17 protein-coding genes are annotated in these 19,413 nt (G+C 60.3%); 7 read left to right on the top strand and 10 right to left on the bottom strand.

Annotated elements, in window-relative coordinates; all coding sequences use genetic code 11:
- Positions 1-152 precede the first annotated feature (152 nt).
- Together HMPREF2562_RS00750 and HMPREF2562_RS00745 are read right to left on the bottom strand one after the other, a co-directional pair.
- Positions 153-1,337 carry an isocitrate/isopropylmalate dehydrogenase family protein gene (locus tag HMPREF2562_RS00750; protein WP_049193910.1) on the bottom strand — a complete coding sequence of 395 codons (1,185 nt, stop codon included), beginning with the start codon at positions 1,335-1,337 and terminating at the stop codon, positions 153-155.
- 45 nt (positions 1,338-1,382) lie between these two features.
- Positions 1,383-1,931, bottom strand: a complete 549-nt coding sequence (locus tag HMPREF2562_RS00745; protein ID WP_049172509.1) for a neocarzinostatin apoprotein domain-containing protein — start codon at positions 1,929-1,931, stop codon at positions 1,383-1,385.
- A gap of 203 nt (positions 1,932-2,134) precedes the next feature.
- Between HMPREF2562_RS00745 and HMPREF2562_RS00740 the strand changes: the two genes are divergently transcribed.
- Genes HMPREF2562_RS00740 through HMPREF2562_RS00725 form a run of 4 tightly spaced genes read left to right on the top strand, consistent with a single transcriptional unit; the run spans position 2,135 to position 5,784 of the window.
- Positions 2,135-3,190: a heme/hemin ABC transporter substrate-binding protein gene (locus tag HMPREF2562_RS00740; protein WP_049193908.1), complete on the top strand. Its 1,056-nt coding sequence runs from the start codon at positions 2,135-2,137 to the stop codon at positions 3,188-3,190.
- A gap of 11 nt (positions 3,191-3,201) precedes the next feature.
- The gene (locus HMPREF2562_RS00735) at positions 3,202-4,281 is read left to right on the top strand and encodes a FecCD family ABC transporter permease (RefSeq protein ID WP_016421808.1); all 1,080 of its coding nucleotides are present in this window, start codon (positions 3,202-3,204) and stop codon (positions 4,279-4,281) included.
- Positions 4,281-5,105 (top strand): heme ABC transporter ATP-binding protein, encoded by an 825-nt coding sequence (locus HMPREF2562_RS00730; protein ID WP_083295679.1) that lies wholly within the window; start codon positions 4,281-4,283, stop codon positions 5,103-5,105. The genes HMPREF2562_RS00735 and HMPREF2562_RS00730 overlap by 1 nt, the downstream gene beginning before the upstream one ends.
- Entirely contained in the window at positions 5,098-5,784 is a 687-nt protein-coding gene (locus tag HMPREF2562_RS00725) for a biliverdin-producing heme oxygenase (RefSeq protein ID WP_049193904.1), read from the top strand. Before HMPREF2562_RS00730 ends, HMPREF2562_RS00725 begins: the two co-directional genes overlap by 8 nt.
- Before the next feature lie 44 nt (positions 5,785-5,828).
- Here the strand turns inward: HMPREF2562_RS00725 and HMPREF2562_RS00720 are convergent, their stop codons facing one another.
- The 4 genes from HMPREF2562_RS00720 to HMPREF2562_RS00705 form a co-directional block, all read right to left on the bottom strand.
- Complete coding sequence (locus HMPREF2562_RS00720; protein ID WP_246819310.1) at positions 5,829-6,518, bottom strand: hypothetical protein; 690 nt, start codon at positions 6,516-6,518, stop codon at positions 5,829-5,831.
- Positions 6,519-6,939: 421 nt separating this feature from the next.
- Entirely contained in the window at positions 6,940-8,703 is a 1,764-nt protein-coding gene (locus HMPREF2562_RS00715; protein WP_070549376.1) for a phospho-sugar mutase, read from the bottom strand.
- Between the two features lie 10 nt (positions 8,704-8,713).
- Positions 8,714-9,364, bottom strand: a complete 651-nt coding sequence (deoC, locus tag HMPREF2562_RS00710; RefSeq protein WP_070549375.1) for a deoxyribose-phosphate aldolase — start codon at positions 9,362-9,364, stop codon at positions 8,714-8,716.
- A gap of 104 nt (positions 9,365-9,468) precedes the next feature.
- Positions 9,469-10,755 carry a thymidine phosphorylase gene (locus HMPREF2562_RS00705; RefSeq protein WP_070549373.1) on the bottom strand — a complete coding sequence of 429 codons (1,287 nt, stop codon included), beginning with the start codon at positions 10,753-10,755 and terminating at the stop codon, positions 9,469-9,471.
- Positions 10,756-10,924: 169 nt separating this feature from the next.
- On the opposite strand from HMPREF2562_RS00705, the gene HMPREF2562_RS00700 reads away from it, so the two are divergent.
- Both HMPREF2562_RS00700 and HMPREF2562_RS00695 read left to right on the top strand, forming a co-directional pair.
- On the top strand, positions 10,925-11,344 hold the full coding sequence (locus tag HMPREF2562_RS00700) for a cytidine deaminase (protein ID WP_049189792.1): 420 nt from the start codon (positions 10,925-10,927) through the stop codon (positions 11,342-11,344).
- A 45-nt stretch (positions 11,345-11,389) separates the two neighbouring features.
- A complete protein-coding gene (locus HMPREF2562_RS00695) occupies positions 11,390-12,607 on the top strand; it encodes a NupC/NupG family nucleoside CNT transporter (RefSeq protein ID WP_048732023.1) in 1,218 nt (405 codons plus the stop codon).
- Positions 12,608-12,642: 35 nt separating this feature from the next.
- Here HMPREF2562_RS00695 and HMPREF2562_RS00690 read toward each other — a convergent pair whose 3' ends face one another.
- From HMPREF2562_RS00690 to HMPREF2562_RS00680, 3 genes are all read right to left on the bottom strand, one after another.
- A complete protein-coding gene (locus HMPREF2562_RS00690) occupies positions 12,643-13,836 on the bottom strand; it encodes a YihY/virulence factor BrkB family protein (protein ID WP_224783750.1) in 1,194 nt (397 codons plus the stop codon).
- A gap of 143 nt (positions 13,837-13,979) precedes the next feature.
- The gene (locus tag HMPREF2562_RS00685; RefSeq protein ID WP_049172610.1) at positions 13,980-14,981 is read right to left on the bottom strand and encodes a sugar-binding transcriptional regulator; all 1,002 of its coding nucleotides are present in this window, start codon (positions 14,979-14,981) and stop codon (positions 13,980-13,982) included.
- Positions 14,982-15,240: 259 nt separating this feature from the next.
- Positions 15,241-17,274, bottom strand: coding sequence for a M13 family metallopeptidase (locus HMPREF2562_RS00680; protein WP_070549371.1), 2,034 nt, complete (start codon positions 17,272-17,274; stop codon positions 15,241-15,243).
- A gap of 106 nt (positions 17,275-17,380) precedes the next feature.
- On the opposite strand from HMPREF2562_RS00680, the gene HMPREF2562_RS00675 reads away from it, so the two are divergent.
- Positions 17,381-18,346, top strand: coding sequence for a glycoside hydrolase family 25 protein (locus tag HMPREF2562_RS00675; RefSeq protein ID WP_070549369.1), 966 nt, complete (start codon positions 17,381-17,383; stop codon positions 18,344-18,346).
- Positions 18,347-18,373: 27 nt separating this feature from the next.
- Here HMPREF2562_RS00675 and HMPREF2562_RS00670 read toward each other — a convergent pair whose 3' ends face one another.
- Positions 18,374-19,402 (bottom strand): TIGR00730 family Rossman fold protein, encoded by a 1,029-nt coding sequence (locus HMPREF2562_RS00670; RefSeq protein ID WP_070549367.1) that lies wholly within the window; start codon positions 19,400-19,402, stop codon positions 18,374-18,376.
- Positions 19,403-19,413 lie beyond the last annotated feature (11 nt).

Below are 19,413 nucleotides of genomic sequence, written 5' to 3'. Positions count from 1 at the left end.
GGAAAAGACACACTTTTCTTTACTTAACCCCATATTTCTTGGCCCTCCCCCTATGAGTAATCCCAGTCATCGGCGCTCTCCTTATCGGCGGAGGGTCAACGGCTGGGATTGATAGCAACCACTTTAATTGCGCTTCGTAATCGAGTCAATGCCTACAACCCCAGCTCCGCCCGCACCGCAGCCACAAACTCGCTGGTAGTCGCGGTTCCGCCGAGGTCTGGCGTCGCGGCAGTGCGTGTCGCGGCGTAGACGGCCTCGCGCAGCTTGGCAGCCGGCGCAAGTTCCGAGGTCGGATGCCCAAGATGCTCCGCGCACATTGCTGCAGAGAGCAAAAACGCAGCCGGGTTGGCGATGCCGCGCCCGGCAATGTCCGGTGCCGAACCATGCACGGGCTCGAAAACCGCAAAGTCGTCGCCAACATTCGCCGACGCCGCCAGCCCCAGCCCGCCAATCAGTCCTGCACCAATGTCACTGAGGATGTCGCCGATAAGGTTTTCCGCGATGATGACATCAAAGCGCGCCGGGTCGGTCACCAGCTGCATTGCCACGGCATCCGCATTGGCAAAATCGAATGCGACCTGCGAATACTCCTCCGCCACCTCTTCAACTGCCCCGCGAATCACACGCGCAGAGTCCCGCAGGATATTCGGCTTGTCCGCCACCGTCACCGTCGGCGTGGCCTCCGAATCGGGGTTTGCCGCCTGCCGCGCGAGAGCCAACTTGGCAGCCTGTCGCGCAAGGCGGTGCCACGCAAAGGACGTCGTCACGCGCAAAGAAACCGCAACTTCGCCACGCTTATCGACGGCGCGAGTCACCGTCGAGTCCTCCACTACCTCTGCCCACAGGTGGTGGTGCGGGGAGTCGGCCGGGGCGTCGTGAGGCGGGAGGAGATAGTCGTGACTGTAGAGGCCCTCGGTGTTTTCGCGGACGATGGTGAAATCGGCAGTCGCGCCGGGCAGGGTGACCGGGCGGATGTTGGCGAAGAGGTCGAGACGCTGGCGCAGCTGGAGAACAGGGGAGCGGTAAGTCAGGCCGGTACCGCGCAGATGCGGTGCTAGTTCTTCCTCGGCCTCGCGAGCGGGCTTGGAGGTAATCGCCGCGAGCAGAGCGGCATCGCTGCGCGCAAGTGTTTCCCAGGTTTCCTGTGGGACGGGATTGCCGTGCGCACACCACTGTGACCAGCCAATTTGTGCCTCTGTTAGCTCCCAGTGGGGGAAGACATCGGCGATGAGTCCTCGGCAGGCATCGGTGATTTCAGGGCCGATGCCGTCGCCGGGCAGGAGTGTGATGCGGCGCGGTGCCGCTTCTAAAGCAGTCGCAGGCTGGTCGGTTTCCATGGCTCTTAGCCTAGGACTGCGACGCCTGCGCGTGTGTGGTTTGGCCTACTTAGCGAAAGTAACCGGGATCTCGGTGATGTCCTCGAAGCCCTCGCTGTGGTCACCGAAGAGCTTCAGCACGCAGTCCTGCTGGGTGCAGTCCACGGCCTCGCCGGTGGGCACAACGCTGAGCTCGAAGTGTGCGGTGTTGTCGTCGGCGATGGTGGTGGTGCCGCCGGACTTCTTGGTAATCCACTGCTGCGACTGGGTGCCGGCACTGCGGTCACCGGTGCAGTCCGGGACGGGGTTGCCTGGAGCCTTCTCGGCGGCGCAGAGTGCGGCGTAGTAGCCGTAGTCGGGGTCGAGACCAGACAGGTCGACGGAGATGACATCGCCCTCGGAGAGGTCGTTGACCGGCTCGGCCTCCATGGTTACTTCGCCGGCGCTGGCGTCGGTTTCTTGATCTGCAGCCGAGCTGGTGGTTTCCGAGGCGTTGGTAGCATCCTGTGCGGCATCGTCCGCGTCATCTGTGCCACAGGCGGCGAGAAGTGGAAGTGCGGCGACGGCCGGAACAGCCAGGAAAGCCGCGCGACGCTGGAGTGTACGAGTAGTCATAGGAGGTAACGTCCTTCCGAAAAACTGTAGAAATTACTATCTTTATTTAAGGGTAGGCTAACCTAGAACTAAAAGATAGCCTAAGATTCTTTGGGTGAGTAGAGCAAAGTCCTTTCTAAGCTCTTTGTTACTAGTGTTAGTCGTTATTTAGTCAATCTTTTTGTCGTCTATCTCCGTGCAGCGTCAGCTCACAGAGGGGGAATATGTTCACCGTGCCTGCCTGTCGCGTTCGCAGCCTTGCCGGAACACTGCTGAGTGTTGTCCTAGTCGCAGGACTAGTCGCCTGTGGTTCCGATGATGCCGCGAGGGAGGGGGCATCGTCGTCAAGCGCTGGCGTGACGACGGTTCCGCGCGCCGACAACATTTCCGCTCACGGTGCCGCGCATGCGAACCTACCTTCGGAAAACCCCGAAGTGCTGCTGAAAGACCCGAAGCCGGCAGAAGATAAGGACTACCAGCGTATTCTCACGCTTGACCGGGCGGGAGCACTCAGCCGAGCGGTCTACACGCTTGGCCTCGGAGACCGTCTGGTGGGGCGCGACTCCACCTCCGATTTCCCGGCGGTAAAGGATCTGCCGAACCTCACCATTGGCGGACATGCAGTCAATGCTGAGTCGGTGATGAAGCTGAAGCCGGAGCTCATCATTACCGATGGCACAATCGGCCCCAGCCGCGTATTCGACACGTTTGAAAAAGCGGGGATCACCGTCGTCCATGTGTCGGACGAGCGCACTCCCGAGACCATCAACACGCTTATCGACGAGGTTGCGGGCGCAGTCGGCCTGGCTGACCAAGTTGGCCCGGTGAAGGAGCACCTGGACAAGGAGCTGGCGGCTGCGACCGAGTACGCGCAGGCCAAGGCCGATGGCCGCAAGATGATGATTCTCTACGTGCGCGGAACCGGTGTGGCCATGATTGCGGGACCGGATTCTGGTGGGCGTTCTCTGATCACTCGTCTCGGCGGTGTTGATGCCGGTGAGGGCGTGGGTATTGAAGGTGCGTTCACGCCGATTACGCCAGAGTCGCTCATCGCTGCGGCTCCAGACACCATCCTGGTTATGTCTGGTGGCCTGGAGTCCGTCGGCGGGATTGAAGGCTTGAAGGAAATCCCGGGTATCGCACAGACCCCGGCGGGCCAGAATGAGTCCGTTGTGGACGTGCCCGATTCGCAGCTGCTGTCCTTTGACTCGCAGTCGCCGCGTGCGATCCGCGCCATTGCGGATGCTCTCTACGGTGCTGACAAGACTGCGGGGAAGTGACTGGCTGAGCAATGCAGACAACCGCGAACAAAACTAGTCCGTTCAGACAGGCGGCCGTTTTCATTGGACTCGCCCTAGCGCTGGTGCTGGCAATAGGTTGGTCGGCCTCCGTAGGGCAGTTCGGCGCCACCATCGGCGAATCACTGAGCTCAATGGTGAGGCTAGTGTTCAATGGCGGTCTCGGTGATGCGCCAGAGCCCATCGATACTGTGCTGTGGCAGGTGCGACTGCCGCGCATCGCGCTGGCCTGCCTCGTTGGCGCGGGGCTAGCCCTCGCGGGTGTGGCGCTGCAAGCGGTGTTCGGCAACCCGCTTGCCGAACCCGGCCTCATCGGCGTTTCCTCCGGCGCCGCCGTCGGCGCTGCCACCGCCACAGTTTTGGGCACCGCCGCCGGGCTTTCCGGGGTGCTCGGCGGAGTGTTGAGTGTCTTCGCCAGCAGCTGGGCCATTGCGGTCTCAGCTTTTATCGGTGGTGCGGTGGCCACGGCTATTGTGGCCGCCAATGCGCACGGTGGCCGCGATATCGCCCGAATCATTCTGGTCGGTGTGGCTGTGAACTCCATCTGTGGTGGTCTGGTGTCGCTCCTGACATTCGTAGCCTCCACGGCTGCCCGCGACCGCATTGTGTTCTGGCAGATGGGCTCGTTTGCCAGCGCCACCTGGACGCAGGTTGTCATCATTACGCTGGTGACAGTTCCAGCCGTAATTGCCATGTGGGTCAGCTACCGCAAGCTGGACATTCTGAGTCTTGGTGAAGCGCAAGCCCGCCACCTGGGTATTAACGTCGTCACGCTGCGTCGCGCCATCATTTTTGGCACGTCCCTGGTCGTGGCGGCTGGCGTGGCATTTTCCGGCATCATCGTCTTCATCGGCCTGGTCGTGCCGCACGCTGCACGACTGCTGCTGGGACCAGCGCATCGCACGCTGATTCCCGCATGCATCCTCGGCGGCGCGCTGGCCACAACGCTGGCCGACCTTGCGGCCCGCACCATGATCACCGGTGCGGACCTGCCACTGGGAATGCTTACCTCGATTGTCGGTGGACCACTGTTCTTCTGGCTGCTCCTGCGTTCGAAGAGGGCGGTGCACTAATGGAAATTCACTCTGGCCTGGGCATTTCTGCCGAAAATGTCAGCATCACCCTGGACGGTCACCGCATCCTCAACGATATTTCCGTGGTCGCCGAGCCCGGAAAAGTCACCGCGCTGGTCGGCCCGAATGGTGCTGGAAAGTCGACACTCCTTGCAGCGCTTTCCGGCGACCATGAGCTCAGCGGCGGCAACGTCCGGATCGGCGAGCACTCCATTACCGAGCTCTCCATCGCCGACCTGGCCCGCTACCGCGCCGTCCTGGTGCAGAGCCAAGAACTGTCCGTGCCATTCACCAGCCGCGAAGTCATCAACTTCGGACGCAACCCCTGGGGCTGCCCGAACGAAGAGCTGCTCGCGGAAGTCATCACTGAATGCGACGTCGCGCACCTTCTTGACCGGGAAGTCCCGACCCTCTCCGGCGGCGAGCGCGCCCGCGTCCACAGCGCGCGCGTGTTCTACCAGGACACTCCCGTCGTGCTTCTCGACGAACCGACCGCGGCCCTGGACCTCCACCATGCCGAAAAAATTATGGGAATGATGCGCGCCCGCGCGGCGGCGGGCAAAGCCGTGGTCGTGGTCCTGCACGATTTGTCCGCCGCAGCGGCGTATGCCGATCACGTTGTGGTGGTGGCGCAGGGGCGCGTCGTAAAGCAAGGCCCGCCTGCAGAAACCCTAGATGCACAGACCGTCAGCGAAGTCTACGGCATCGGTGTGGAAGTGCTTCAGGACTCCGCGGGCAACCCCGTGCTGGTGCCTCAGCGCGCGGGCCACAATCTCTCACCCCAGTCTCCGAACCTCACAGAGAAAGAAGAAAGCCATGGTTGAAAACACGATTAAAGAAGGTGACAAGCAGGCTGCTCAGCCCCTGGCAGAGCGACTCAAAGTGGAGACTGCGGGTGTCCACAGTGAAGCGGAGAACTCCGACTTCATGTCGAGGCTGCTTGCGGGTGAACTGAATGCGCAGGCGGCCATCGATCTAACTGGTCAGCTGTACTTTGTGTACGAAGCGTTGGAGCAGGCCGTGCGGTCCACTGCGGAGTCGCCGCAGGTCAGCGCGGTCTACGATGCACAGCTGGAGCGCCTGGAGGCTCTGGCGGCCGACCTTGAACATTTGGTGGGGCCTGATTGGCGGGAAAAGATCTCGCCAGTGGAGGCGACAAAGAACTACGTGGCCGAGCTTCGTGAAATCGAAAGCAACGGCAACGCCAACGCCGCATTGGCACACCATTACGTTCGCTACCTGGGCGATCTTTCTGGTGGTCAGGTGATTGCGTCCATGCTGGCCAAGCATTACGGCATCGGTGCGGAGGGAACCCGATTCTATGACTTCTCCGCGATCGGAAAAATTAAGCCCTACCGCGACGGCTACCGACAGAGACTGTCTGAGCTGGGCATTTCGGATGCCGACAAAGATGCCGTGGTTGACGAGGCGAAAAAGGCATTTCGTCTCAACCGGGCCATTTTCCACGACCTAGCTGGCGGCCTAGACGACGCAGTGGCGTAGGTCGCGGACTGGAGTGCTGTGACCGTGGCGGTGGGCGGTATGCGTTAGCCGATGTACACCACTGCGTTACGGCCGCCCGTGCACTTGATGTTGCTACCAGATGGGCGGCACCACATGTTGTAGGTCAGGCCAGTCGTTGGGCTGTAGGCCGTGATGGTGCCGGATTCCGCACCAGTGGAATTGCGATAGCGGACGTAGGCGCTGTGTACATTTCGAACGAACGGATCGCTCGTTGAGGACGTGCCCTTCCATGCGCTGGAGAGGTTGCCGCCAGCCAGGTCCGATGAGCGAGACGAGCCCGAATTACCGGATGAGCCACTCGAATCTTGAACAACCACGGTCTCAGTCTGTGTGACCGGTGGGTTGGGCTGGCTCGAAGCATCGGCAGCGGCCTGTGTAGTGGCAGCCGTCTGTGTGTCGGCCGCAGTTACCGAGTCATCTTTACTCAGGGTGACATAAAGTACCGCGCCAACCAGGCCCAGCAGGACCACGACCAGCACTGAAATGAGCGCAATCATTGCGCCGGAAGTACCTGATCTTTGCTGCGGATACGCCGGGGCTGCGTAAGCGAAAGTTGGTGCCGGTTGCGCAGCGAATTGGGGCTGCGGCTGTGGTTGGGGTTGAGGTGCCTGGTTCGGGTACACGGGGCCGAAAGAACCGGTGGAAGGATTCGAATTGTAGTTGGGGTCTGAGCTGGGGGACTCGTTATGCGACATGCTGGACGTACCAATCACGAGGAGGAAGTGTTCCCCCTGTGATGAGCCCAACCCACGTAGCGAATGGTGCTCCATCCCCTGGGGACACGGTTAACGGCTTTTATTGTATTACTGGGAAAACTGTAAAGCATGTTAGGAGACGCATGTCGTCCGCAAAATGCGGCCAGAACGGGTTTAGCTAGACCCGAAATGAGGTGGTGAGCTTCAAATGAGGCTGTGACCATCGAGAAACTGCCTAAGTTTATGTCAGTTTCGGCACTAATTTCTGCTTGTTTTTGTCATAAACCTAGTCAGTAACTCATGAGCCGGTCCAAGACTCCGGGCTGCATATGTGAAACTGGGGCGCGCGTGAAACCCCACGGCCATTTTTCGGCCGTTTCGTTCATGCGCACCCCAGTTTGTTGCGAGGTGTAGCTGGTAGCTGGTAGCTGCTTAGTGGCTACATCCCCAGGATTTCCTTGAGCTCGGCCTTAATCTGGTCGAGCCGCTCGGCCGCGGCCACGTGTGGAATCGCGGACGAAGCGACCGGCAGCACGACTTCCAGGTAGCACTTCAGCTTCGGTTCCGTGCCGGAAGGCCGGGCAATGACGCGGTCGTTGGCCTCGGTGAGGATGAGAATGCCGTCGGTAGGCGGGATGTGATAGCTCTCGGCCTTGGCGTCGACCATGTCTAGGCCATCATTCATGTCCGTGACCTGCGTGACCTTCGAACCAGCCAGTTGTGCAGGCGGGTTGGCGCGCAGAGTGTCCATGCCCTTGGTGATCAGCGAGCGGTCCTCGACACGGAAGGTCAACGGTGCGGTCTTGTAGAGACCATGGGCACGGGCGACATCATCCAGAAGGTCCTGGATGCCAAGACCCTGGCCCTTCAGTCGCGCCACCGCGTCGGCGACACGCACCGCCGCAGATACGCCGTCCTTGTCTCGAACGACTGCCGGGTCAGTGCAGTAGCCAATGGCCTCCTCGTAGCCGAAGACGAGCCCGTCCACACCAGCAATCCACTTAAAGCCGGTCAGTGTAGCGCGATAATTCAGTCCGTGACCTGCAGCAATCTTGCTCAGCAGGCGTGAGGACACAATCGAGTTAGCCATTGTGGCTGGGAACTCTGCGCCCTCATCATTGGTCACGGTCGCAATCCCACGGGCCTCGGCATCCGCAGCGATGACTTCACCCAGAAACGCACCGATGTCATCGCCGGAGAGCTGTCGCCAGCCGCCATCGACGCCGCTGTCCGGAATAGCTACCGAGCAGCGGTCCGCATCCGGATCAGCCGCGATGATGACATCCGCGTCTTCAGCACGTGCCAGCTCAAACGCAAGATCCAGCGCCCCGGCTTCCTCCGGGTTCGGGAACGATACCGTCGGGAACTCCGGATCCGGCGCGAACTGCTTCTCAACCACGCTGACATTCGAGAAACCTGCCGCGTTCAGTGTGCGCACGATGGTCTCGCCACCGACACCATGCATCGGGGTGAGAACAATCTTTGCTGCCTGCTTCTCTTCGCTTGACGACGTCGTTGCGAGCGCAGCCGCCCGTTTCACATAGGCATCCAGCAGTTCAGGACCAACCTGCTCGACGGCATCGAAGTCACGCGGGACCTCATCAGCCGGTGGAGCAGCGGCGATGGCGTCCGCAATTTGCTTGTCATGGGGCGCGATGATTTGGACGCCTCGGCGGGAATCCGACTCCACCGCGCGGCCACCGAGGTAAACCTTGTAGCCGTTGTCCTTCGGTGGATTGTGGCTGGCCGTGACCATGATGCCGGCATCGGCATTGAGGTGGCGCACGGCAAAGGCGGTCACCGGTGTGGGCAGCTGCTGTGGCAGAGCCAGGGCCTTGCCACCGGCTGCGGCGACAACCGCAGCGGCATCGCGGTGAAAATCGGCGGAGCCGTGGCGGGCATCGCAACCAATGACCACGGTGAAGTCGTCGCCCACAATGTTCTTCAGATGCGCAACCAGGCCAGCGGTGGCACGGATGACCGTGGCACGGTTCATGCGGGACTGACCAGCTGCAACGACACCGCGAAGACCTGCAGTGCCGAATTCGAGTGGCCCGGCGAAACGGCTTTCCAGCTCGGCAATCGCATCGGGGTTGGCGGCCTTGGCTTCGTCGTAAAGCGAAGAGAGCTCGGCGGCGGTGGCCTCGTCCGGATCGTGGGCGATCCAATCGGTGATGGTGGCTTGTAGCTGTTCGGAGAGCATCGGGGTTCGCCTACTTCAGACCGTCGAGGACAGCGGCGGAGGAGGAAAGACCCAGGCGAGAGGCGCCAGCGGCGATCATTTCCTCAGCGGCAGCGGCATCGCGGATACCGCCAGAAGCCTTGACGCCCAGGCGGTCGCCCACGGTTTCGCGCATGAGCTTCACGGCGTGAGCGGAAGCGCCGCCGGCCGGGTGGAAGCCTGTGGAGGTCTTGACGAAGTCTGCGCCTGCGGACTCGGAGGCCTTGCAGGCTGCGATGATCTCCTCATCGGTCAGGGCGGCCGACTCGATGATGACCTTCAGGACCTTGCCCGGAATGGCATCGCGAACAGCCTTGATTTCGGCCTCGAGGTCGTCGAAGCGGTGCTCCTTGGCGAAGGCGATGTTAATGACCATGTCGACTTCTTCAGCGCCATCGGCCACAGCGCGAGCGGCTTCAGCGGCCTTGATCTCGGCCTTTACCGCGCCGGAGGGGAAGCCGACGACAGTGGCGATGTGCAGGCCTTCCGGTACCTCGACTGGGAGCTGCGAGGGGGAGATGCAGATGGAGTAGGTGCCGAGCTTGCCGGCCTCAGCGATAAGAGCCTTGACCTGGTCAGAGGTGGCTTCTGGCTTGAGCAGGGTGTGGTCAATCATCTTGGCAACATCAGCGCGGGAAGTCATGGGAGAAATCAAGTCCTTTCGGAAATTTGGGAGAGAGCGTCAAGGTAGGGAGGTGGCGGGCTCGGGGCGGGAAGTGGCGCCGGCGCGAGTCTGTCAGTAATTTTCTAGGACACGCGATCGAGGATAATCTCGCGCTCGGCTGTAGGCGCGGTGTCGCCGATTTCAATGCCCGGCTCGATGGACTCGAGAGCGCGCTCGAACTTATCCGGAGTTTCAGTGTGCAGCGTGAGCAGCTTCTGACCCTTGACCACCTTGTCTCCCGGCTTGGCGAAAATCTCAATACCGGCAGTGGCCTGCACCGGATCATCCTTACGAGCACGTCCTGCGCCCAAGCGCCAGGAACCAACGCCGAGAGCCAGTGCATCCAGCTTGGTCAGGTAACCGTCAGCCTGCGCAACCACATCGTGCGTGTGAGGTGCCACCGGCAACGCGGCATCCGGATCGCCGCCCTGAGCGCGGATCATCTTCTTCCACGAATCCATTGCGCGGCCGTCCTTCAGAGCCTGCTCCACGTCAGCATCGTGTACGCCGGCCAGCTCCAGCATGTTTCGGGCCAGCTCACAGGTCAGCTCCACGACGTCCGTGGGGCCACCGCCAGCGAGAACCTCCACCGATTCGCGGACCTCGAGGGCGTTGCCGATGGTCAGGCCCAGCGGAGTGGACATGTCCGTTAACAGTGCGCGGGTATTCACGCCCGCGTCGTTGCCCAGGTCAACCATGGTGCGGGCCAGTTCGCGGGCCTGATTCAGATCCTTCATGAAAGCGCCTGAACCGACCTTGACATCCAGCACCAAGCTGGAGGTGCCCTCCGCAATCTTCTTGGACATGATCGACGAGGCAATCAGCGGAATGCAGTCCACCGTCGAGGTGATGTCACGCAGCGCGTAAATCTTCTTATCCGCAGGTGCCAGACCCGCACCGGCTGCTGCGACGACCGCGCCGGAATCCTCCAGGATCTGCATCAAGCGGTCATTCGGAACATCAGCCTGCCAGCCAGGAATGGATTCCAGCTTGTCCAGGGTGCCGCCGGTGTGGCCGAGGCCGCGGCCGGACAGCTGCGGGACGGCCACGCCGTAGGAGGACACCAGTGGGCCCAGCGGCAGCGTGATCTTGTCACCGACACCACCGGTGGAGTGCTTGTCCGTGGTGGGCTTGCTCAGCGATGCGAAGCTCATGGTCTCGCCCGAGTCAATCATCGCCTGAGTCCAATCCACAATTTCGCGACGGTTCATGCCGCGGATAAAGATGGCCATGTTCAGCGCCGCCATCTGTTCATCGCCCACGACGCCGCGAGTGTAGGCGTCAATGACCCAGGAAATCTCTTCCGGACTGAGTTCACCGCCATCACGCTTTACCTTGATGACGTCAACTACATCGAACTTTTCAGCCATTGTTCGCTCCTTTTATAGGCGATTGTGCTTAGCGATATTGGTCTTGTGAACTCTGCTGATTCCGATTATCATCAGCACTAGAACAAATGTCAATAGTTAACTTTCCATTTGTACCCACATAAGTATGTTTGCATAAACACCTCGCACAGGCTCGGGGAGGGAGAGCACAATGTCCCACATCTCAGACGAAGAACTACTGGCTAAGGCCTACGCAGCCACGGAAAACTCGTACGTCCCCTATTCAGGTTTTCCGGTCGGTGCCGCACTTCTGCTTGACGACGGCACGGTGGTCACAGGCTGCAACGTGGAAAATGCGTCCTATGGGTTGACCAACTGCGCAGAGCGCACAGCCGTGTTCCGCATGGTCGCGGAGCACGGCGGCAACCATAAGATTGCGGCCTGTGCCATTGTCGGGCGAAAGGCGGCACCGTGCCACCCCTGTGGTGCCTGTCGGCAGGTCCTGCACGAATTTGGGTGCAAGCGTGTCATTGTGGAATCCGAGCGCCCGGAAAATGGTGGTTTAGGCGCTCCGGCCAGCATCGACTTCGAAAAAATTCTCCCTTACGCCTTTGGTCCCGAGGACCTGTAGGCATCATCACCACAGCCTCTTTTATCAAGAAAGAAGACCTTAGTCATGGATAGACTGCAAGGCTTACTGGGCATCATCCTCGTCATCGGATTTGCCATTGCTATCTCAAAGAACAGGAAAGCCATTAACTGGCGCACGCTCGGCGTTGGCCTGCTGCTGCAAGCGGTGTTCGCGCTGGTAGTGCTGAAGTGGGAACCCGGCTTCCAGGCGTTGAAGAGCGTCGCCGGTGCCATTGAGAAGATGATCGACTTTACAAATGAGGGCACCTCATTTGTCTTCGGTAATCTTTTCGACGGCACGGGGAAAAACTTCGTCTTCGTGCTCAACGTGCTGCCAGTGATCATCTTCCTGGGCGCAGTCCTCGGTGCCCTCTACTACCTGCGGGTAGTGCAGTACTTCGTTGAGTATGTCGGGTCCGCACTGAAGTTCATTATGGGAACCTCGAAGGTAGAGTCCGTCTTCGCTTCCACGGTGATTTTCCTCGGGCAGTCGGAGGCTCCGCTCGTCGTTAAGCCGTATATTCCGAAACTGACCAAGTCGGAGCTGTTCGCATGTATGTCGGGCGGTTTTGCTTCGGTGGCCGGATCGACGTTGATTGGTTACTCCCTGCTCGGTGCGCCATTGGAGTACCTGCTGGCGGCATCGGTAATGAACGCGCCGGGCTCGCTGCTGATTGCGAAGACTTTCTGGCCGGAGACGGAGGAATCCGATCTGGATGCGTCGGTGAAGGATGTCCGCGACACTGAGTCGAAGAACGTCATTGACGCGCTAGGATCGGGTGCGTTGGCCGGCGGTCGTATCGCTGTGGTTGTGGCATGTCTGTTGATTGCGTTCATCGCTGTGATTGCGATGCTGTCGGCCATGATTGGCGGCATCGGCGGCTGGTTCGGTCAGGAAAACTGGTCACTGGAGGGGCTGTTCGGCCTAATCTTCGCGCCGATTGCCTGGTTGATTGGTGTGCCGTGGGAGAACGCAGGGCTGGTCGGTAGCTTCATTGGTGAGAAGACGATTCTGAACGAGTTCGTCGGCTACACCTCGTTCTCGGAGCACGTCGACTCGCTGGATCCGAAGTCCATCATGTTGGCGACCTTCGCCCTGGCTGGCTTCGCCAACCTGTCTTCCATTGCAATTCAGATCGGTTCCTTCGGTGCGCTATCGCCGGAGCGTCGCGGTGAGATTGCCAAGAACGGTCCGCTGGCGCTGATTGCGGGTCTGTGCACCAACCTGCTCAACGCTGCAATTGTGGGTGTGATTGCGCTATAGCTAGGTGCTTGCTGTGTGGTTAGTTACTGGCCCTGCTAGTCGATCTTCTGGAACGGATCGGTAGCAGGGTCAGTCTCAGCAGCGGGCTGCGAGGAAAAATCTTCAGTTGCTTCTGCTGGCATTTTATCCAGGCGGTCGGGTTCCTCAGTTCGGAATTCGGCCGCCTGCTTTTCTAGATTCTGATGGATTTTCTGCTCGCCCTCGGCGGCCGCGGTAGCTCGGGGTGGAAGCTGGATGTATCGCTCTGCGGGCAGGCCGGCGCGCAGTTGGCGCATCCTCTCAACCTCGGCATCCAGCTTGAAGCCGAAGACCACGACGACATTAATGCCCCAAAGTGCAGTCATGAGAGCAATGACGGCACCCATGGCGCCGTAGGGGTTTGAAGCCGCAAAGTTGAACAGGTAAAGCTGCAATGCCTTGCCAATACCCAGCGAGCTGATAATTGCCAGTGCCGAACCGGTACTGAGCCAGCGGAATTTGCGCATGCGCACATTCGGTGTGAAGTAGTACAGCGAGCCAATCAGAATCATCGACATGACGATAATGACCGGCCAGCGCAGCCAACTCCAGACGGAGATGCAGAAGTCAATGACCTGTCGCGTGGTCGATTCAATACCCAACGGGCGGGCAACCGGTTCGACGATGGTGATAACTAGCTGGTCATTGACAACAATCGCAATGAGCAGTACCACCGTGCCAATGAGCAGCAATAGCGTAATGGCGACCATGAGCAGGTGGTAGCGAATAAGCGTGCGGCCTTCGGATACGCCATAGATGGAGTTACCCGTGCGCGAAAATGCGCGCGTGTAGGCCGACGACGAAATCAGCGCAAAGACAATACCGATAGTCAGTGCGACGAGACCGCCCGTGGCGGAGCCGATAATCGTTGAGATGACATTGCGAATCGGTTCGGCATACTCAGCTGGAATGTAGCTGCGGATGAAATCCTCGGTCAGTCGGTTGAGGTCATCGGTGTAACCGGCCAACATCAGCGTGGCAATTGAGTAAATCGCAAGCAGTGCGGGTGCGAAGGTTAGCACCGTGTAGTAAGTCAACTTCGCGGCGGCGTCGAAACCGAGCTCCAAGAAAAACTCGATACCCGCACGCTTGAGAGCGTAGAGCGCTCCTTTCCACCCCACGGGTGGCAACTTCTTCGCGGACTGAGCAAAAGATGCGTCCGCCGACTCGTAGGCCTGGAGTGTGTGCTTGATCTGCTGTGCTGGTGACACCTAAAGAATCGTCCTCTCCGACCGGACAGCGGCTGCAACATATATGCGGACATCTGCGCTCGCTTAAGTCTATCGGTCGAAGAGGGCAGAGACGCTTCTCGGGCCCGGGTGTCAGTTCTTTGTACTGATGCGTCCCGAGACAGCTAATCCGTGGCAGAGGGAGGGGTGGAGCTAGTGGGTGAGTCTGGCGAGCCCGGTGAGTCCGATGAGTCGAGCGAAAGTAGGCGCTCGGCGGTGGCATCGTCAATGACCAAGTGAGTGGCCAACTTTGTTCGAAGGGCCACATCGATAGCCTCGGCCTTGTGTGCGCCACCGGCCACAAGTACCCGAGTGGGGATCCGGCGCAGGTCAGAGAGGCTGATACCTACCGTGCGGGCATCGACCTCTGGCAGCGCAATGCCACCGTCCGGGCGGTAGAAGCGTGAGCAGGCATCGCCCACTGCGCGCTCCACGAGTAAGTCCTTTTCGGTTGCCGACAGCTGCCCCAAGTTCAAGGCCAGTGAATCATGGTCGACTGCGCCGACAGTGAAAACGGCAATGTCCACCGTCCGGCCAAGCGCCAATACGCTGGCGATGAACCGATCCTGTTCCACGATGCGCTTGGTCTCGACCGAATCGAAAATCACCGGCAGCGGCAATGTGCGGGCATAGGCATGGAAAGCGTGGCAGAACCCGCCAATAGTGCGGATGTCATTCGTCGACTTATCGGAATGACTCATTCCGCCCTTGAGCTGCACAATTTCCACGCCCGAGACATCCTTGGACTTCAGTTGCGTGGATACGGAGTACATGGTCTTACCCCACGAAACACCGAGAAGGGTACCGTCGACCACCAGCTCGTCGAGAAGCTCGGCGCCCACACGCCCCAACTCGCGGAGCAAGACCGCGTTGCCAGCGCGTGCCGGTTGCGCCAGGCGCACATCGTTGAGCTGGTAGCGATCCCGCATCTGCGTCGCGGTCTCTGAGGCTTCCTCGCGCGGGTCGTGGATTTCAATGCGCACGTAACCGCGCTCACGGCCAAGGTTGAGCAGTTTAGAGACCGTTGGGCGGGAAACCCCGAGTTCGGTTGCAACCTGAGACTGTGTGAGCCCCTCGCCGTAATAGAGCTTGACGGCGGTGAGTGCTTGGATGTCGCGGGTGTCCACAGCGGCCTCCTCCAGCAAGAGCACTTAGTAAGCGCACTTGTAACAGGAACCTCGCTTGATTGGGACCCTGCCCGACTTGGTCATCGGGAAAGCGTGCGCCTCACCTGTGATTTTAGTTCTACGTTTGCAAAAACAAAAAGTCAGCTTTTGCATTTGTAGTAAACGGTGAGGCGTTTGCTGTCCCCGGAGGCTGCGGAAGGCATCGGAGAGCCCGGAAAGCATCGGAGGATAAGGCAGCGCAGGTTGGGTTCCCGCAGAATTACCAGATATTCACGCGCTCATTCGGCTCACGCCACATGCCGTCCCCCGCTGAAGTGCCGAAGGCCTCATGGAACTCATCGATGTTGCTGGCAATGACGTTGCAGCGGAACTCCGCCGGCGAGTGCGGGTCAATGGCAAGCAGCTGACGTGCAAACTCCGGACGAATCTTGGAACGCCAGACCAGTGCCCACTGCTTGAACAGGTCACGGTAGGTCTCGGGGGTGTCCTCCAACCCGAGTTCCTTTCCGCGGGCAGCGAGGAAACGGCGGAAAGCGACGACAGCAATACCAAGCCCGCCCAAGTCACCGATGTTCTCTCCCAGGGTGAAGCGACCGTTGACACCGGGCAGGTCAGCGCCCTCCTCGGCCTGCTCGCGCAGAGCCTGCGGAACCAGGCCCTCGTACTGGTCCACCAGTGCGGAGGTCAGCTTCTCAAAAGCTGCGCGATCCTCATCGGTCCACCACTGGTGAAGGTTGCCGTGACCGTCATACTGCGAGCCCTGGTCATCAAAACCATGACCAATCTCGTGACCAATAACCGCACCGATGCCACCGAAGTTCTCCGCCGGGGAAGCGTCCGGTGAGAAGAACGGCGACTGCAAAATCGCAGCCGGGAACGTGATGTCATTGACCACCGGATTGTAGAAGGCATTGACCGTCTGCGGAGTGCCATGCCACTCATCACGATTGGCCGGGGTTCCCAGCTTTGCCACCTCATAATCATGCGCAAAAGCGCTGGCAGCGCGAGCATTGTCCATCAGTGAATCCCCGAGCTCCATCGCCGAGTAATCACGCCAACGCTCCGGGTAGCCAATCTTGGCCTTAAACAGCGACAGCTTCTCCAGCGCCCGCTCCTGTGTCGCCTTCGTCATCCACGGCAGCTTCGAAATTCGCTCCCGGTACGCCGCCAGCAGGTAGTCCACCAGTTCCAGGACCTGCTCCTTGTACTCCGGAGGGAAGTGCTTTTCCGCATACAGCTTGCCGACGTCATGTCCAACCGCCCCGTCCGCAAAGGCAACACCACGCTTCCAGCGTGCACGCTGCTCGGTCGAACCCTGCAGGGTGCGGCCGTAGAAGTTAAAGCTCTCCGCAGAGAAGTCATCCGACAGGTAGGCGGCGCGCTGGTGGAGGACGCGCCACAGTGCCCACAGGCGCAGATCTGCCAGGTCAGTGTCCTGCCACAACTTGCTCAAGTGCTCGAAGTACGACGGCATCATCACCACGATGGTGTCGATGGCAGTCTGGTTCGTCTCATTGACACCGGTGGCCGCGAGCCACTCCGCGACCGGGAAGCCGGTGGGGAGGTCAGAAATGGCCGTCTTGTTATAGGTCTTCAGTGCATCGCGGGTATCGACCACATTCCAGTGACCGGCGGCGATGCGCTTTTCAAAAGCCACGATGCGCGCCGCCGCAGCGGCCGGGTCCACCAACTCGAATGCAGCAAGCGCGGTGGAGAGTTCCCCCGCGCCGTCGTCATGCGAGGAGAGGAGCTTCAACATAGCGGCAACATGCTGCTCATAGGCAGCGAGGGTGTCGGCGTGACCAGGCTCGCGGTAGTAAGCCTCATCCGGGAGGCCGAGGCCCGACTGCAACAGATAGAGAGTATCCAGGTCCGAGCCGGAATCCTTCTCTACCCAGTACCCGAGCGCACCACCGACACCGAGGCGATCGAGGTGGCCGAGCGCCAACGCCAGCTCATGCGCGTTCTCGGCGGAGGCAATCATTTCTAAATCCTGCGCGAGAGGAGCTGCGCCGGCGTTATTAATAGCGGCTTCGTCCATAAAAGAGTTGTACAAGCGAGCGACGCGGGAATTCGGATCCGCATCGGCGGCAGTGGTGATGAGCTCGCGGACGTTTTCCTCCGCCTCATCCCGCAGCTTGTAAAAGGCGCCATCGATGGGGCGGTCAGCCGGGATGACGTGATTGCTAATCCACCCACCGTTGGTGGCCAAGTAGAGGTCATCCTGCGGGCGAGGAGTTGTTGAGAATTGGGACGTTGCGGACTGGGTCTCAGTATTAGTGCTATTTGTCATGCCGCCAGTCTAGGGGCAAGGGCGGATTGAAGCTGTGACTGGAGGGGTGGAATAAGTTTAGGCTTACGAATGGGGCTGAAGTGGTTTAGGGGGTAAGGTGCAAACCATGAAATTTCTTCCACTTTCCGCGAACGCGGTGCTGAAGCGGCGCCCGGGACGCGCCACTTTGGCAAGTATCGTGGCCGTTGCGCCGCTGACCTTGGGTGTTATTGCACCGGCAGACGCACAAACACAGGACGCATCTGCACACTCCAACCCGTCCGCTGCTGATTCCAAGGGGTCGCTCGACTTTTTGACCGAATCACCGAGCATCACCGATGCGCCGCTGGTGTCGGATGCTCAGGAGCCGCAGGGCTCTGATGCCAACGGTTCCTCAACTGGTTCGGCTACCAGTGCATCGTCGAACTCGGCGCGCACCGGCTTCCACATGGGGCCGACCGGTGTGGACGTCTCCAAGTGGCAGCGCCCAGGTGGTGTCGCGCTGAAGTGGGACGAGGTCGCAGCCAGCGGCCAGAAGTTCGCTTTCATCAAGGCCACTGATGGTGTCGAAGGCGACCAGAAGTACTTCCTCGAGGACTCCATCGCCGCAGCTAAGGCCGGTCTGTACGTGGGCAGCTACCACAAGGCGCATCCGGATCGCTCCGCAACCGAGCAGGCCGATCAATATGTGGAAGCACTGCAGCAGCGCGATGAGCAAATCTCCACGGACAAGACATTGCCACCTGTGCTGGACATCGAGCTGGACAACGGCCTCAACCCGACCCAGCTGCAAAAGTGGACCAAGGACTTCCTCGAGCGCGTCGAGGAAAAGACCGGCGAAACCCCGATGATTTACACCTACCGTTGGTTCTGGCAGAACCCAATGGGTAACTCGACCGACTTCACCGACTACCCGTTGTGGCTCGCCGCCTACCAAGACAGCGCTCCGACCTCGCTGCCGGGCGGTTGGGAGAGCATGACCTTCTGGCAGCGTTCCTCCACCGGCCGCATCGATGGCATCCCGACCATCGTGGACGAGGACGTCTTCAACGGCACCGAAGCTGAGCTGCAGCAGCTGGCTGCCGCTCACTAGCCGTGTGTTGTGGGGCCTGGGGGCAGGCTAAAACTTCGTCCGCCCCGCACGCCACGCAATCAACGCAGGCAGGAGCTTGTCGACGTCGTCGACGACAATAAGCGCATCGAGAAGCTCCGGTCGCACAAACCCCGCATCCACAACTTTGCGCAGGAGCGCCAACAGGGGCTCCCAGAAGCCCGAAGGTCCCAGCAACGCCACTGGCTTGGCATGAATCCCCAGGTGCTGCTGGGTCCACACCTCGAAGAACTCTTCCAGTGTGCCCGCACCGCCGGGGAGTGCAACAAAAGCATCGCCGAGCTCATACATGCGCGACTTTCGATCGGCCATAGTCGCAACAGTTTCCAGGTGAGTCAGCCGCGGATGGGCAATTTCCTTCTTGACCAGGACCTCGGGGATGACACCGGTGACACTGCCGCCGTCGTCAAGCGCTGCGTTAGCAACCGTGCCCATAAGGCCAATCGCCGCGCCACCGTAGACGAGCTCCACCCGATTTTTCGCGAGTGTCTGGCCGAGGCGTTCGGCGGTGACGCGCCAGGCGAGATCGTTGCCGAAGCCGGAGCCGCAGAAAACAGTTAGTGACGACAGTGCGCGCTGTGGCTGTTCACGGCCAGCGGCAAGCTGCGGCAGCTCTTCGCGGAGTTTCGGCAGAGTGGTCTCGGCCAGCATAGGGGCGATTTTCCCGGTCGGCAGCCAGGGGTCGAGCCAGCGGACCTCTTCAATCTCGGCATGGGGCTGAACGTTTGCCAACTCATCGGTGAACTCTCCGACATAGCGCACATGGTGGCCGACGACCTCGAAGCCCGCCTCGTTGGCGGCGGCTGCGCGGGCGATATTCCACGGACGCAGTTGCGATAGCTCGATGTCCACGCCGAGCTCCTCGGAGACCTCGCGCGCGGCGGTGACCTCCGGGTTATCGACGGACTCACCCGGCTCGAACTTGCCGCCGGGCAGCATGAACGTATCCGTACCTCGCTTACGAACGCACAAAACCCGCCCCACCGGGTCAGTCACAACCATTGCGGCGACAACGATGGAACGGGTTTGTGCAGTCACTCGGGCTCCTT

Origin of the sequence: Corynebacterium sp. HMSC077G07 (genome assembly GCF_001809225.1) — a bacterium.
Classification (GTDB): domain Bacteria; phylum Actinomycetota; class Actinomycetes; order Mycobacteriales; family Mycobacteriaceae; genus Corynebacterium; species Corynebacterium jeikeium_D.
The sequence above is the reverse complement of the archived record's forward strand: the minus strand, read 5'-3'. Positions and strand labels throughout refer to the sequence as shown.